A 13,625-nucleotide genomic window follows, 5' to 3' on the forward strand; every position below is an offset into this window, starting at 1 on the left:
TCAAGTATAGCATGATTCCTAGTTTTTGACAAGTATTTATCATCGAATTTAAACTTTTTCTCCAACTTTTTTCCTCCAAGATGCAAAAAGCATACTTAGATAAAAAACACTCATCATGATTGGAATCCCTAAAATTGTTTTTTCTTTATAAGAAATACTCAGATAAGCTGATACAACAACTCCGAGAACAAAGCTAGATAGTAGGCTGACAAAGATAAGACCTTCTCGTAAAAAAGGAGTATGTTTTGTGCGAACATATTCCCCAAATGCTAACATGGTTCGTTTGATATTACCAGTCATAAAAGCATTGTTGTATGCAATTCCTGAAACTTCTCCGAATGCTGTTGTTACAAGTCCCATACAAAATGCTAACGGTGGTACTATGTATATATTATCAACCGTCAAGGGAACAAATCCTATTATCAAAGATAAAATTGCTAGTGGAATAAGGGATAGAATTGGTTTTCTTACAATCCTCAACTTTTCTTTATAAACTGTCAAGAGGAAAACACCTACCATAAAGGAAATCAAGGTCATTACCTTTGCACTGGCATCTGAAACATTGTCTTGAATGAGACCAACGGAAAGGAAAACGACATTCCCCGTTTGGCCTGCAACTAGAGTATTCCCACGTATGATAAAGGTATAGGCATCTACATAACCCGCACAAAAAGTCAAAAAAAGCGCCAATCTTTTTGAATGACGAGAAATTTTTCTCATAGGTAATAATCTCATACTACACTCCTATTTTTTCCGAATCTATTGTACCATTTTTTGAGGAAAATTCGAAGTGTCAAATAAAAGAATTGTCTCCCTTTGGCTAGTTTAGTCTATCTGTGATATAATGAAAGCAGTCATTACTTGTAGAAAAGGAGATTTCATGCTTAAACTCGGTATTATCGGTACTGGTGCAATCAGTCACCACTTTATAGATGCTGCTCATACTAGTCAGGAATTCCAGTTAGTGGCTGTTTATTCAAGAAAGCTCACGACTGCTCAGCAATTTGCTAGTTCCTATACAGATGTTAGTCTATTTGATAATTTAGAGGATTTCTTCCAGTCTGAATTTGATGTTGTCTATATCGCAAGTCCAAATTCTCTGCATTATAGTCAGTCTAAAACGGCCTTATCTGCTGGTAAACATGTTATCCTTGAAAAACCAGCGGTGACTCAACCACAAGAATGGCAGGATTTAGTTGAAATAGCTCAAGAAAATCACCGTTTTATCTTTGAAGCAGCAAGAAACTATCATGAGGAAGCCTTCACCGTTATTAAAAACTTTTTAGCAGACAAGCAAGTTTTAGGTGCAGACCTCAACTATGCCAAGTATTCTTCTAAGATGCCAGCCCTTCTTTCCGGAAACACTCCGAATGTCTTTTCAGACCGTTTTGCTGGTGGGGCTCTCATGGACTTAGGAATTTATCCGATCTATGCTGCGGTTCGCTTGTTTGGAAAGGCACTTGATGCGTCCTATCAAGCTCAACAACTTGACAACACCATTGATTTAAATGGAGATGGTATCTTATCTTATCCCGGTTATCAAGTCCATATCAAGGCTGGTAAAAATATTACTTCTAATCTACCTTGTGAAATATACACAACAGATGGAACTCTGACGCTCAACACTATCGAACACGTTCGATCAGCTATTTTCACTGATCATCAAGGTAATGAAACACATCTACCTATTCAGCAAGCACCTCACACCATGACTGAGGAGGTCGCTGCTTTTGCTAACATGATCAAGCAGCCAAACCTAGAACTTTACCAAGCTTGGTTGGATGATGCAACACACGTCCATAAGCTACTTTACACCATGCGCCAGACTGCTGGCATTAGATTTGAGGCAGAAAAATGAAAACCAAACTACCTACAGAATGGCTAGAGCTAACCGAACAACTCGGCTTTCAAGAATTCACCCCCATTCAAACTCAGCTTTTTGATCCGATTTTAGACGGTCAAACCCTCCTTGGAGTCAGTCCAACTGGTACAGGAAAAACTTTAGCTTATCTCCTGCCAAGTCTTCTCCGTCTCCAAAAGAAAAAAGCGCAGCAACTATTGATTTTAGCACCAAATACTGAACTGGCTGGTCAGATTTTTGAGGTAACTAAAACCTGGGGTGAAGCAATTGGCTTGACTGCTCAACTATTCCTTTCTGGTTCGAGTCAGAAACGTCAAATCGAACGACTTAAAAAAGGCCCAGAAATCCTTATTGGAACTCCTGGGCGTATCTTTGAACTGATCAAATTGAAAAAAATCAAGATGATGAATGTGGAGACTATTATACTTGATGAGTTTGACCAGTTGCTAGATGACTCTCAAATCCACTTTGTAGAAAAGATTACTCACTACGCACCTCGCGACCACCAACTCATCTATATGAGTGCCACTACCAAGTTTGATCAAGATAAGATTGCGCCTAACACGCGCACCATCGATCTCTCTGATCAAAAGTTGGACAACATTCAACACTTCTACATGCAAGTAGATCAACGTCATCGAGTAGATATGCTTAGAAAACTGGCACATGTCGAAGACTTCCGTGGACTGGTATTCTTCAATAACTTGTCAGATCTTGGAAGTGCTGAGGAAAAATTGCAGTATCGTGATGTTTTAGCTGTTTCACTAGCTAGCGATGTCAACGTCAAATTTAGAAAAGTTATCTTAGAAAAATTCAAAGATAATCAGCTAACACTACTTCTTGCGACAGACCTTCTAGCTCGTGGTATCGACATTGATAGCCTGGAATGCGTGATTAATTTTGATGTCCCTAGAGACACGGAAACTTACACTCACCGTGCGGGTCGGACAGGACGCATGGGTAAAGAGGGATATGTTATTACCCTCGTTACACATCCAGAAGATCTTAAAAAACTTAAGAAATTTGCAAGTGTACGTGAAATTGTTTTGAAAAATCAAGAACTATATATCAAATAGAGGCTGGGATAAAAATCCCAACCTCATTTTTTATTAGTAAAAATATTTTGCCTGCTAGCTGATTTGGAACTAGGAAATCGAGACTTTGTCTATCGATTTCTCCTCCAACGACTTTTTATCCCCAGGTAATTTCTAAGCGATAGTCCGCAAATGGATTTCCTTCTTTGTTTTGTAGTTGATAGGCTAGCTCAATCTTTTGTTGTTCAACTTGATAATGACTTGTTTGGATGATAAACTCCTGTATCCCCATTGGTGTAGGAATATAGGCTAAACTATCATTTTCCTTCAGAAAACGCATGATGGTCTTAGGGTTGGAAAATCGAGACATCACCAACTCTGTATCATTAAACTTGAGTACCACTTTTTCCTTCTCTTCATTGTAAAAAAGGAGATAGGAAAAATCACCTTTCTCACGTAACTCAACGTCATAAAGTTGGTCGATCACTTCCAATTGTTCATCAAATTGGATGGTATTTCTCATTCGAATCTTCACTTCAAGTCCTCTTTCTTCACTCTTATCCTACTATTTTACCAAAAACTGTGGCTTTTTGCTATAATGGTTTTATGAATGAAAAAGTATTTCGTGACCCTGTTCACAACTATATCCATGTTGATAATCAGATTATCTATGACTTAATCAATACCAAAGAATTTCAACGGCTTCGTCGTATCAAGCAGCTCGGAACATCCAGTTATACCTTTCATGGTGGAGAACATAGTCGTTTCTCTCACTGTCTGGGTGTTTACGAGATTTCACGACGCATTACCGAGATTTTTGAGGAAAAGTATCCTAAAGAATGGGATTCCTCGGAGTCCCTCCTAACCATGACTGCAGCCCTCCTTCATGACTTAGGACATGGTGCTTACTCGCATACCTTTGAAAATCTCTTTGATACCGATCATGAGGCGATTACGCAGGAAATTATCCAAAGCCCTGAAACAGAGATTCACCAGGTTCTTTTACAGGTAGCTCCAGATTTCCCTGAAAAGGTAGCTAGTGTTATAGACCATACTTATCCAAATAAGCAGGTGGTTCAATTGATTTCGAGTCAAATCGATGCAGATCGCATGGACTATCTCTTGCGAGACTCCTACTTTACAGGTGCTTCCTATGGAGAATTCGACCTGACACGTATCCTACGAGTTATTCGCCCTATCGAAAACGGAATTGCTTTCCAACGAAACGGGATGCATGCCATCGAAGACTACGTTCTTAGTCGCTATCAAATGTATATGCAGGTATATTTCCATCCAGCAACACGTGCTATGGAAGTACTTCTGCAGAATCTTTTGAAACGTGCTAAAGAACTTTATCCAGGAAACAAGGACTTCTTTACACTGACATCCCCACATCTACTGCCATTTTTTGAAAAAAATGTTAGCTTAGCTGACTATCTATCTTTGGATGACGGAGTTATGAATACCTATTTCCAACTATGGATGACCAGTTCTGACAAGATTTTAGCTGACCTGTCACAACGCTTTGTCAATCGCAAGGTCTTTAAATCAATCACCTTTTCACAAGAAGATCAAGAACAGCTTGCATCTATGAGAAAACTGGTAGAAGATATCGGCTTTGAGCCAGACTATTACACAGCTATTCATAAGAACTTTGACCTTCCTTATGATATCTATCGCCCTGAATCTGAAAACCCACGAACGCAGATTGAGATTATACAAAAAAATGGAGAACTAGCCGAACTCTCTAGCCTTTCTCCTATCGTTCAATCCCTTGCTGGCAGTCGCCACGGAGATAATCGTTTCTACTTCCCAAAAGAAATGTTGGATCAAAACAGTATCTTTGCAAGCACCACCCAGCAATTTTTACACTTGATTGAAAACGATCATTTTAAACCAAATAAAAACTAAAAGAGGAACTATATGAGTATTAAACTAATCGCCGTCGATATCGATGGAACCCTTGTCAACAGCCAAAAGGAAATCACTCCTCAAGTCTTTTCTGCCATCCAAGATGCCAAAGCAGCTGGTGTCAAAGTTATGATTGCAACTGGTCGCCCTATCGCAGGAGTTGCCAAACTTCTAGACGACTTGAAATTAAGAGATGAGGGTGACTATGTAGTGACCTTCAACGGTGCCCTTGTCCAAGAAACCGCTACAGGTCATGAAATTATCAGCGAATCCTTGACTTACGAGGATTATCTAGATATGGAATTCATCAGTCGTAAGCTCGGTGTCCATATGCATGCTATTACCAAGGATGGCATCTACACAGCCAATCGCAATATCGGAAAATACACTGTTCACGAATCAACCCTCGTCAGCATGCCCATCTTCTATCGTACACCTGAAGAAATGGCTGATAAGGAAATCGTCAAGTGTATGTTTATCGATGAACCGGAAATTCTTGATGCTGCGATTGAAAAGATTCCAGCAGAATTTTACGACCGCTACTCTATCAACAAATCTGCTCCTTTCTACCTCGAACTTCTCAAAAAGGGTGTAGACAAGGGTTCAGCTATCACTCACTTAGCTGAGAAACTTGGTTTGAACAAGGATGAAACTATGGCTATCGGTGACGAGGAAAATGACCGTGCCATGCTTGAAGTTGTTGGTAACCCCGTTGTTATGGAAAACGGAAATCCAGAACTCAAAAAAATCGCCAAATACATCACTAAATCTAATGACGAATCAGGCGTTGCTCATGCCATTCGAACTTGGGTGTTGTAGAAGAAATGGATACATCAAAAACCGCTCAGCAGAGCGGTTTTTGATGTCTGATTACTGCCAAGATTGCAGAGAATAAAGCTAGTTGCAGCCACTGCTCCAACACTAATTAAGGATTTAGTTTTGACTTTATTTAACATCTTAGACCTTCTTTCTATAAAAACTAGGTCAAGCATACCAGATAAAGCTTGGAGCTTTTATCACAAGAAAAAGACTCCGAAGAGTCTTCGCATTACTTATGCAATTCTTTATTACTCAATGTATGAAAAATCCCCCACAGAAGAATATTTACAATGATAAACAGCAATATTTCCACTAAATTAAAGTCTATCAAATTCCGTGACCGCATTGCCACCATAGCTTGGGAGTAGGGATAGATTAAAGATAATTTATCAGATACAAAAATCATCATGAATCCTACGAAAGTACCAATAGAACCAATTCCCACAGATTTACTAAAAACACGAGTTTTAGCTGTCACAAAAAACTGTACTGCCATCATACTAATTGTTCCAAAAATCCCCAATAAATCCCACTTAAGGTAGGTGAACAAATTAGAAATTTCTAAATGAATTAGGTGAGCACTGACATAAAAAATACCAAACAAGAACAACTGTAAAACAGCAATAAACAAGATAATTACTATTTCTTTTGCCAACAATAATTTCCCAAGACTGACATTATTAGCTCTGAGAAATTCAATATTTTTCCTATCAAACTCTTTTCCTAACATCATGGCTACATAAATGCTGACCAAAATCGGAAAGAAAAGCTGGCTATAATAGAAGGTCAATTGTCCCCATAAAACAGGCACTTTTTCACTTTCTGCAACCATAGAATAAGCTGCACCTAAGTAAATACCAAGACCAATCAGGCTACAAAAAGCTAAGAAGAAAATACCAATCATCAACATGGAAAATTTTTGGGTTTTCCGCCATTCTACTGATAGATAAGACATCATAGCTTGCCTCCTTTCTTTTCAACTAGATAGAGAGATAAGAAGAGATAGATTAGGGCTATTGGCAAATATGTAAAGAGTTTAAATCCTAGGTTTGTCGCCAAAACATAACTCACTTGACTGGCGACTTTCTGGTAATCCACCAGAGACAGATATGCTATACCACCAAATGGGAAAATCAGCTGTAGAAAAGCTGTTGCATGACCAAATCCAACTCCAAGAAATCCTCCGAAAATCCCTAATGCCATTATCAATGCCTGCTTTTTCAGTAAAAACTGCAAAGTCAAAAACAGACAGGTTAAGACAAAAGATGCTAGCAAGAAAATGACGATTTGCCAGAGGATTAGGCTAACAGGCATTTCTAGACCAGAAAAGTTTGCAATCAACTGGACTACTACTCCCTCCAAAATAGCGAGAAAGGTCAAAACGAACATAGTCAGGCCAAGCTTACTCAGAAAGATATGCCGTACATTTTCACCATTTGCCAAAAGCAGTTTGAAAGTGTTGCCCTCCTTCTCGTTCTTGACAATCCGGGATACAAAGAGAGCAATCACGATAGGGAGAATCAAGCCATTTACTTCTTTTATCATATAGAAAATTAGGTTAATCTGGTGCATGTCTGGATTACTTAGGTAACGTGTAGCGGCTGCAATTGCCCAAGCAAATCCGACTCCCATAACTAGTATGATAATGAAGAAGGATTTGGTTCGTTTTGCCTTGAGCAATTCAATAGACAAATTATTCAACATAAGACTCACTCCTTGGTTAAGTTGAGGAAGATAGATTCCAAGGTTTCTTGTTCTTGCTTCACTTCATAAATTGGAACTTCCTCGACTATTAAATCTCGTAACAAACTAGAAATCTGCTGGTCGGCAAGGTTAGTCAGCTTGAGTTTATCCTCATGTATTTCTAACATCTTGCACGGATAACCAAATAACACTTGGCTAATGGCTTCACGTCGACCTCTAAAATCCCCACGCACTTCCAGCCATTTATTGGACTGAATTTTACGAATTTCTCCCTCGTAAACGAGTTGACCATGATTGATAATCCCTACACGGTCAGCGATATGCTCTACTTCAGAAAGGATATGGGTAGAGATGAAGACAGTAATGCCCTGTTCTTTTGCCAACTTGATAATCAGTTCCCGAATTTCATGAATCCCTGCTGGGTCTAGCCCGTTAGTTGGTTCATCCAGTATCAACAAACGCGGTTTCTTGACTAAGGCAAAGGCTAAAGCCAAACGCTGTTTCATACCCAGAGAATAATCTTTAACCAATTTTTTCTTGTTTTTAGGTTGATCTAACCCAACAATTTTCAAGGTTTCCTGAATATTTTTCTTATCAAATCCAAGGATTTTTTGGAAAACCAAGAGATTTTCATAGCCTGTCAAATTAGGATAATAAGACGGTTCTTCAATCATAGAGCCAATCTGATTAAGATACTGCTTGTCCGTACCTATGGATTGACCGAACACTTCAATATCCCCAGCTGTACGAGAAATCAAAGACAAAATCATCTTCATGGTGGTTGTTTTCCCAGCTCCATTTGGACCTAGAAAACCATAAATCTCACCTTGTTGAACTGATAAGGAACTAAGGTTAACTACCTGAGTGTCCTTAAATTCCTTTTGTAAGTTTTTTATCTGTAAAACATTACTAATCATTATGAACTTCCTCCATTAAACTAAAAAATTTTCTATAATTTTGATTTCCATGAATCAAATTATCATGAGTATCTTTGATAACATCTCTACTACTCTTATCAACAAAAATGATAGAATCAACATAATTCACAATATCTAATTGGTGAGTCACTATTACCATTGTTTTGTCTGAATAAAATGGATTTGGATTACTCCACCACCAGCACCAAGAACGTTATCAAGTTCTTCAAGAGTCAATTCTTGAAGAGAATTCATTGCTTCAATCTCAACGAGATTCATTTGTTGTTTAACCATTTGGAAATACCTCACTGATTAAAATTAATTTGAGAAGTATCTCTATCTAGGTTATGTCTTTATTATAGACATGCAAGATTAATTTTAAACTAAGCTAACCTTAATTTTACATTAAGATTACAGTATTTTTCTTTTTTTCACTCTTTTAAATGGTATAATTTAAATAAGCGAGGTAAGATTATGAGTTTCGAACAACAACTCCTGAATAAGCACATCCTTATCATTGATGACGACAAAATTTTAAACTCTTCCATAAGAGATATTCTCACTGCCTACGGATTTTCCAATCTAACATCAGCCTATGATATAGAATCTAGTTTGGACATGATTGAAATAGAGCAGTTCGACCTTTTCCTTTTGGACATTATGCTACCCGATGGGGATGGCTACACATTAGCAAAACATATCCGAAAAAAAGGCGATACTCCTATCCTCTTTCTGACTGCCAAAAATAATCCTGAAGATGAGATAGCTGGTTTCAATGCTGGTGGTGATGATTATATCATGAAACCCTTCATTCCAAAAAATCTTATCTATCGTATTATGGCTCTGCTCCGTAGAAGTTATAAATCAGAACAGGAAACAATACAGATTGGACAGACTTTGGTGAGTTTTCGGAATGCAACAGTACAAAAAAATGGAGCAGAAATTTCTATTACGCCAATTGAAATTCAGATTTTGAAAAAACTTTACGATAATAAAAATTACATCGTTTCAACCGAATCTCTCTGTGATACGATTTGGGGAGTGGATAGCTTTGGTTATGAAAACTCTTTGACTGTACATATTCGGAAAATTCGAGAAAAAATAGAAGAAAATCCTTCAAAACCTCAATATTTAAAGACAGCTAAAGGGCTAGGATATAAATTGTTATCATGATTATGAATCAAACCAAAATTTTAAGGTATTCACTAAAGAAATTTATCTTTTCTTCCATCATTATCTTTATTACCAATATTATTCTAATTGCCAGTTTTGTTTTCTACATTAGTAAAAAGCAAACTGCTACTGAGACTGTGAAAATAATTTCTGAACACATTACCATCACAAATAATAACGTCCACATACCTGAAAATGATATTTCTAGTCTAAAAGAACAAAAGTTATGGCTCATGGTATTGGATAAGCAGACTGGAAAACAAGTGTACGAACAGTATAAACCTACAGAAGTTCCTTCGCAATTTGACTACGGGGACATTTTACAGTTTTCTCGCTATTATCTTTCAGATTATCCTGTTTTTAGTCAGATAAAAGGTGGATACATCATTGTTGTTGGTTTTCCAAAAGATAAAATTGCTCGTTATAGTTTTAATTACTTAGATATAGATAGTCTCCGCCTGTTTCCACTAGTAGCATTTGGAGTATTGCTTTTCAACTGCCTTTATTTCGCTTTTCTTTACTACTATGGCGTGACGCATATCAATCGTAAAATTGTGCCTCTTGTAACTGCTATTCAGAATCTCCCATATGGTTTAAAAAATCCAATAAATTCTATATCAGAACTAGAATATCTTACAACTGCAATTAATCAAACCGATACTCTACTCAAAGAGAATGAAGTCTTTAAAGAGCAATGGATTTCAGGTATTGCACACGATATCAAAACACCTCTTTCTGTCATCATTTCTAACGCGTCCTTGTTAAATGATTCTGAACTAGATACACAGTTTAAAAAACATATTCGTCCAATATTGACGGAATCCTATTACATCCAAAATGTTTTAAATGACTTAAATATAGTAGCTCGCCTTTCATCCGGTCATCTTCAATTAAATCAGACTGAAACAAAAATTATCCCCTTCTTCAAAGACATTCTCATCCATATTTTAAATCAAGAAATCTGGAATGATTTTGAATTTGAATTTGATTACGATTATTCACTTGTTAATCAATCTATCATGATTGAGCAGTTTTTAATCACAAGAGTTATCCATAATATCATCTACAACTCTGTTTTACATAACGAAAAGGGTTGCACAATAAGAATCCACTTATACAAAAAAGATACAAATGTAATTGTCGAAATCAAAGATAATGGACAGGGAGCTTCACCAGAAAAAATTGCTGAACTTAATGAATTATCTTTTAAAAATATTGATATTTCTAAAATTAGAACGACTGGAATTGGGCTAAAAATTTCAAAACAAATTGTTGATTTGCATCAGGGCTCTATTTCGTTTGCTAGTGTCCAAAATGAATTCTTTGAAAGTATCATTTCACTTCCGATTTTCAACATTACTAATTAGATAAAAAAATGGAGAAGAACCATTAGAGTCTTCTCCATTTTATTCATCTTATCTTCCACTTATACCCTGTCCACCCCGCCAAGACAAGCAAAGCAAGATTTAGAGTTCTATGAATACATTTTTTAAATCTTATAACCCTGATTTAATAGGGTTTTAGGACTTCTGAATCTTGCAAAATAGACTCATTTTTCAAATTTTAGTAACTTTTTGGTAACTCATCTTTCTCTCTTAAATAACTACTTCCATAAATAGTGAGTCAATAACCTTATTTCTCAGTCGTTGATTTCCCCGCCCCATTTGATCCTAGAATCACATTAAACTTTCCCGTTTCAAACTGTAGGTGAATATGTTCAACCACTAGATGATTTCCATACCGTTTACTGATGTTTTTAGCTTGTAATATCATGTTCTCTCTCCTTTTTGACAGTATCAGTCTAGCAAAAAAGCCGTTTAAAAAACGGACTTTTGGGATAAGCGGTCAAAATGAGAACCTAAGTGGCAAGATGAAAGTGACAAAAAGAAGAAAATTTAATGCAACCATTCTTTTCCCCATTGATTCAAGTCCTTTAAAATCGGCATCAGTGATTTACCTTTTTCTGTCAACTCATATTCTGTATGAAGAGGCAAAGACTCATAATCATATTTCTCAACCAATTGGTTCTCTATTAAAACATCTAATCCACGTGTCAAACTGATAGTTGTAATCCCTTCAACTTCTCTTCTCAATTGATTGAAACGAACTTTCTTATGCTTGTTTATAACCCATAATATATTCATCCTCCATTTCCCACCAACCACATCTAAGACTCGAGACATACTACAGTTCCAATTTTTATTTGTTAACATTTTTTCTCCTTACAAAAATGTGCCTACTATACAACTTGTTTATAAAGTATTATAATCTTTTTATCATTTATTTTAAAGGAGTAACTTATGTTTATTGTAAATCTTACCTATATCAAATCCCTTGATGAAGTTGAAAAACACTTAGAAAAACACATAGATTTTTTAAATCAGTATTATACAAAAGGTCTTTTTATCGCATCTGGAAGAAAAAATCCAAGAACCGGCGGTATCATTCTCATGAGAGCTAAAAATAAAGAAGCCGTTCAAGAAATCATTACACACGATCCATTCTATCAAAATGAGATTGCTCAATATGAGATTATTGAATTTGAGGTAAGTAAATATTGTCCTGAATTGAAAACCGTCCTGAACAATCCAGTGGATAAAATTAGATAAAGAAACTCAAGGTCTACTCAATACTGCGTAGAGCCATTGAAAAAGTGTGACCCAGCCTCATTAGTGTATCGGTTGCTATCTAGAGGCTCTTTTGTTACACTACTAATATGAATACACCGTTCAAACCAAAATTACAACGATTTCAAACAGCCACTGCCTTTGCCTGTCCCAGTGGAATAGTATCGATTCTTCGAATTTTTAAAGCTCTATATTCCATAACGATCAATTGATTTTGTCGTGTACTTAAGTCTAGAAAAATCAACACAAAATTTTTTGAAACTTGTTTGAATCTTTATACTTGCTTTCTGAGTTCATAGATCTGAACCTTAACCTCATTTGTCAATTCCATAATAAAAATAAGGACATTCCAATAAAGGAAGTCCTTTTTTAACACTACTATAAATCAAAGACATTTTCATGATCCATTTTATTCTCTAGCCATTTACAAAATATAATTTTTGGTCAAAATTTGGTCATGATTTGGTCAAAAAAATTAAAAATACTAAATTATTTTTAAAAATGAACTTGTGATAATTGCCTTCAATTAAGCATTTTGAATTTTCTTTGTCTTTCTTTACTTTTCTTAAAATGCCGAAAAAGAAGGACGAATCCTTGATTTTATGAGTTTAGTTAACAACGAATATCCAATAGATGATAGCTTCAATTATCAGGACTATCTCAAAAATGCTGATATTCCTTCAAAATATGAAAACTACGTTAAAGAAATAGCAACACAATTTTATAATGAAAACAAAAAAAATAACACTATCTAATGATAGTGTTTTTTTTCATTTTATCCCAATTTAGCAGTTAAACAGAGCTCATTATTGCAATAAATATCTAACTCACTTTCAGAATTACCAAAAATTCCCCCACCTTTTTTATTAAATACAAATTTAACAAAATATATTTCTAAATCTCCTTCATATTCAATTTCAGAATCAAATTCTGAACCAGCTTCCAATTCATCTAATTGATCTGAATAATCATTTAAAAAATCTCTTAAAAAATAATTCAATTTTGGTTTTAGAAATTGAGGTACAGAATTATAATAACTCACATTTTTTATTTCCATTTTCTATCTCCTAATCATTAAAAAATACATCAACATCTTCTTTTCTTTTAAAATCAAGTTTTACAACTTCTGATTTTTCATTTACTAACCTTTGAATATCTTTCTTTGCTTGCTCTACTTCATCTTTTGAATATTCATCTAAAGCAAGTTTAAAGGGAATACTTTTTGTTAAAACACTTTGTTTTAAAAATAATTTTACAGCAGTTGACATATCCAAACCTAATTCATTAAAAATCGCAGTTGCTTCTTTTTTTAAATCATCATCTACTCTAACAGCAATTTGTGACATATCAATTCTCCTTTTACTCTTGTATATCTATTGTATCACTTTTAGATATACAATTCGAGTTTTAGTACCTATTAAACACAAAATAAAATAGACCAACTTACTGATCTACTTTATTCTATATTTACTAAACAAATATTTAAACAGAAACTAACAATTTATTGGTTTAAAAAGTATATTATTAACTATTAAAAAATATACTTTTATTCTTTATGTATTCCTATTTATCGCTCTTT

General features: G+C 35.4%; 16 protein-coding genes and 3 pseudogenes. 8 read left to right on the forward strand and 11 right to left on the reverse strand.

Annotation, left to right across the window (positions count from 1 at the left end):
* Positions 1–48: 48 nt before the first annotated feature.
* The gene (locus tag ACESOD_RS01530) at positions 49–735 is read right to left on the reverse strand and encodes a YoaK family protein (protein WP_373093597.1); all 687 of its coding nucleotides are present in this window, start codon (positions 733–735) and stop codon (positions 49–51) included.
* Positions 736–880: 145 nt separating this feature from the next.
* On the opposite strand from ACESOD_RS01530, the gene ACESOD_RS01535 reads away from it, so the two are divergent.
* Both ACESOD_RS01535 and ACESOD_RS01540 read left to right on the forward strand, forming a co-directional pair.
* The gene (locus ACESOD_RS01535; RefSeq protein WP_373093599.1) at positions 881–1,858 is read left to right on the forward strand and encodes a Gfo/Idh/MocA family protein; all 978 of its coding nucleotides are present in this window, start codon (positions 881–883) and stop codon (positions 1,856–1,858) included.
* Positions 1,855–2,937 carry a DEAD/DEAH box helicase gene (locus ACESOD_RS01540; protein WP_373093600.1) on the forward strand — a complete coding sequence of 361 codons (1,083 nt, stop codon included), beginning with the start codon at positions 1,855–1,857 and terminating at the stop codon, positions 2,935–2,937. The genes ACESOD_RS01535 and ACESOD_RS01540 overlap by 4 nt, the downstream gene beginning before the upstream one ends.
* 115 nt (positions 2,938–3,052) lie before the next feature.
* Here the strand turns inward: ACESOD_RS01540 and ACESOD_RS01545 are convergent, their stop codons facing one another.
* Complete coding sequence (locus ACESOD_RS01545) at positions 3,053–3,430, reverse strand: DUF1934 domain-containing protein (protein ID WP_373093602.1); 378 nt, start codon at positions 3,428–3,430, stop codon at positions 3,053–3,055.
* Between the two features lie 71 nt (positions 3,431–3,501).
* On the opposite strand from ACESOD_RS01545, the gene ACESOD_RS01550 reads away from it, so the two are divergent.
* Both ACESOD_RS01550 and yidA read left to right on the forward strand, forming a co-directional pair.
* Positions 3,502–4,806, forward strand: a complete 1,305-nt coding sequence (locus tag ACESOD_RS01550; protein WP_373093603.1) for an HD domain-containing protein — start codon at positions 3,502–3,504, stop codon at positions 4,804–4,806.
* A 12-nt stretch (positions 4,807–4,818) separates the two neighbouring features.
* Positions 4,819–5,625 (forward strand): sugar-phosphatase, encoded by an 807-nt coding sequence (gene yidA / locus ACESOD_RS01555; RefSeq protein ID WP_373093605.1) that lies wholly within the window; start codon positions 4,819–4,821, stop codon positions 5,623–5,625.
* 38 nt (positions 5,626–5,663) lie between these two features.
* On the opposite strand, the pseudogene ACESOD_RS01560 reads toward yidA, so the two are convergent.
* From ACESOD_RS01560 to ACESOD_RS01580, 5 genes and pseudogenes are all read right to left on the reverse strand, one after another.
* Positions 5,664–5,762: pseudogene (locus ACESOD_RS01560) on the reverse strand (peptidylprolyl isomerase); the annotation flags it as partial.
* A gap of 92 nt (positions 5,763–5,854) precedes the next feature.
* Entirely contained in the window at positions 5,855–6,583 is a 729-nt protein-coding gene (locus tag ACESOD_RS01565) for an ABC transporter permease (RefSeq protein ID WP_006149384.1), read from the reverse strand.
* On the reverse strand, positions 6,580–7,329 hold the full coding sequence (locus ACESOD_RS01570) for an ABC transporter permease (protein WP_029689695.1): 750 nt from the start codon (positions 7,327–7,329) through the stop codon (positions 6,580–6,582). Before ACESOD_RS01570 ends, ACESOD_RS01565 begins: the two co-directional genes overlap by 4 nt.
* Before the next feature lie 5 nt (positions 7,330–7,334).
* The gene (locus tag ACESOD_RS01575; protein ID WP_006149382.1) at positions 7,335–8,246 is read right to left on the reverse strand and encodes an ABC transporter ATP-binding protein; all 912 of its coding nucleotides are present in this window, start codon (positions 8,244–8,246) and stop codon (positions 7,335–7,337) included.
* Positions 8,247–8,399: 153 nt separating this feature from the next.
* Complete coding sequence (locus ACESOD_RS01580) at positions 8,400–8,540, reverse strand: type A2 lanthipeptide (protein WP_006149380.1); 141 nt, start codon at positions 8,538–8,540, stop codon at positions 8,400–8,402.
* Positions 8,541–8,720: 180 nt separating this feature from the next.
* On the opposite strand from ACESOD_RS01580, the gene ACESOD_RS01585 reads away from it, so the two are divergent.
* Together ACESOD_RS01585 and ACESOD_RS01590 are read left to right on the forward strand one after the other, a co-directional pair.
* Positions 8,721–9,419, forward strand: coding sequence for a response regulator transcription factor (locus tag ACESOD_RS01585; RefSeq protein ID WP_006149379.1), 699 nt, complete (start codon positions 8,721–8,723; stop codon positions 9,417–9,419).
* Between the two features lie 2 nt (positions 9,420–9,421).
* Positions 9,422–10,786: a sensor histidine kinase gene (locus tag ACESOD_RS01590; RefSeq protein WP_373093609.1), complete on the forward strand. Its 1,365-nt coding sequence runs from the start codon at positions 9,422–9,424 to the stop codon at positions 10,784–10,786.
* Between the two features lie 274 nt (positions 10,787–11,060).
* Here ACESOD_RS01590 and ACESOD_RS01595 read toward each other — a convergent pair.
* A pseudogene (locus tag ACESOD_RS01595) lies at positions 11,061–11,192 on the reverse strand (ABC transporter ATP-binding protein); the annotation flags it as partial.
* A 122-nt stretch (positions 11,193–11,314) separates the two neighbouring features.
* Positions 11,315–11,632: a winged helix-turn-helix transcriptional regulator gene (locus tag ACESOD_RS01600; RefSeq protein ID WP_373093611.1), complete on the reverse strand. Its 318-nt coding sequence runs from the start codon at positions 11,630–11,632 to the stop codon at positions 11,315–11,317.
* Positions 11,633–11,719: 87 nt separating this feature from the next.
* Here ACESOD_RS01600 and ACESOD_RS01605 point away from each other — a divergent pair, with 87 nt between their 5' ends.
* Both ACESOD_RS01605 and ACESOD_RS01610 read left to right on the forward strand, forming a co-directional pair.
* Complete coding sequence (locus tag ACESOD_RS01605; RefSeq protein ID WP_373093613.1) at positions 11,720–12,028, forward strand: YciI family protein; 309 nt, start codon at positions 11,720–11,722, stop codon at positions 12,026–12,028.
* Positions 12,029–12,624: 596 nt separating this feature from the next.
* Positions 12,625–12,801 (forward strand): annotated as a pseudogene (locus ACESOD_RS01610) (ImmA/IrrE family metallo-endopeptidase); the annotation flags it as partial.
* 20 nt (positions 12,802–12,821) lie between these two features.
* Here ACESOD_RS01610 and ACESOD_RS01615 read toward each other — a convergent pair.
* Entirely contained in the window at positions 12,822–13,103 is a 282-nt protein-coding gene (locus ACESOD_RS01615; RefSeq protein WP_060955834.1) for a hypothetical protein, read from the reverse strand.
* Between the two features lie 10 nt (positions 13,104–13,113).
* Entirely contained in the window at positions 13,114–13,392 is a 279-nt protein-coding gene (locus ACESOD_RS01620; RefSeq protein ID WP_060955835.1) for a type II toxin-antitoxin system RelB/DinJ family antitoxin, read from the reverse strand.
* Between the last annotated feature and the right edge of the window lie 233 nt (positions 13,393–13,625).

The sequence above is a fragment of the Streptococcus oralis genome (assembly GCF_964238205.1).
Taxonomy (GTDB): domain Bacteria; phylum Bacillota; class Bacilli; order Lactobacillales; family Streptococcaceae; genus Streptococcus; species Streptococcus oralis_CZ.

Excerpts from the sequence above, each read along its gene's own strand:
- ACESOD_RS01530 (WP_373093597.1), bottom strand. The coding sequence starts at position 735 with ATGAGATTATTACCTATGAGAAAAATTTCTCGTCATTCAAAAAGATTG.
- ACESOD_RS01535 (WP_373093599.1), top strand. The coding sequence starts at position 881 with ATGCTTAAACTCGGTATTATCGGTACTGGTGCAATCAGTCACCACTTT.
- ACESOD_RS01540 (WP_373093600.1), top strand. The coding sequence starts at position 1,855 with ATGAAAACCAAACTACCTACAGAATGGCTAGAGCTAACCGAACAACTC.
- ACESOD_RS01550 (WP_373093603.1), top strand. The coding sequence starts at position 3,502 with ATGAATGAAAAAGTATTTCGTGACCCTGTTCACAACTATATCCATGTT.
- yidA (WP_373093605.1), top strand. The coding sequence starts at position 4,819 with ATGAGTATTAAACTAATCGCCGTCGATATCGATGGAACCCTTGTCAAC.
- ACESOD_RS01565 (WP_006149384.1), bottom strand. The coding sequence starts at position 6,583 with ATGATGTCTTATCTATCAGTAGAATGGCGGAAAACCCAAAAATTTTCC.
- ACESOD_RS01570 (WP_029689695.1), bottom strand. The coding sequence starts at position 7,329 with ATGTTGAATAATTTGTCTATTGAATTGCTCAAGGCAAAACGAACCAAA.
- ACESOD_RS01575 (WP_006149382.1), bottom strand. The coding sequence starts at position 8,246 with ATGATTAGTAATGTTTTACAGATAAAAAACTTACAAAAGGAATTTAAG.
- ACESOD_RS01580 (WP_006149380.1), bottom strand. The coding sequence starts at position 8,540 with ATGGTTAAACAACAAATGAATCTCGTTGAGATTGAAGCAATGAATTCT.
- ACESOD_RS01585 (WP_006149379.1), top strand. The coding sequence starts at position 8,721 with ATGAGTTTCGAACAACAACTCCTGAATAAGCACATCCTTATCATTGAT.
- ACESOD_RS01590 (WP_373093609.1), top strand. The coding sequence starts at position 9,422 with ATGAATCAAACCAAAATTTTAAGGTATTCACTAAAGAAATTTATCTTT.
- ACESOD_RS01600 (WP_373093611.1), bottom strand. The coding sequence starts at position 11,632 with ATGTTAACAAATAAAAATTGGAACTGTAGTATGTCTCGAGTCTTAGAT.
- ACESOD_RS01605 (WP_373093613.1), top strand. The coding sequence starts at position 11,720 with ATGTTTATTGTAAATCTTACCTATATCAAATCCCTTGATGAAGTTGAA.
- ACESOD_RS01615 (WP_060955834.1), bottom strand. The coding sequence starts at position 13,103 with ATGGAAATAAAAAATGTGAGTTATTATAATTCTGTACCTCAATTTCTA.
- ACESOD_RS01620 (WP_060955835.1), bottom strand. The coding sequence starts at position 13,392 with ATGTCACAAATTGCTGTTAGAGTAGATGATGATTTAAAAAAAGAAGCA.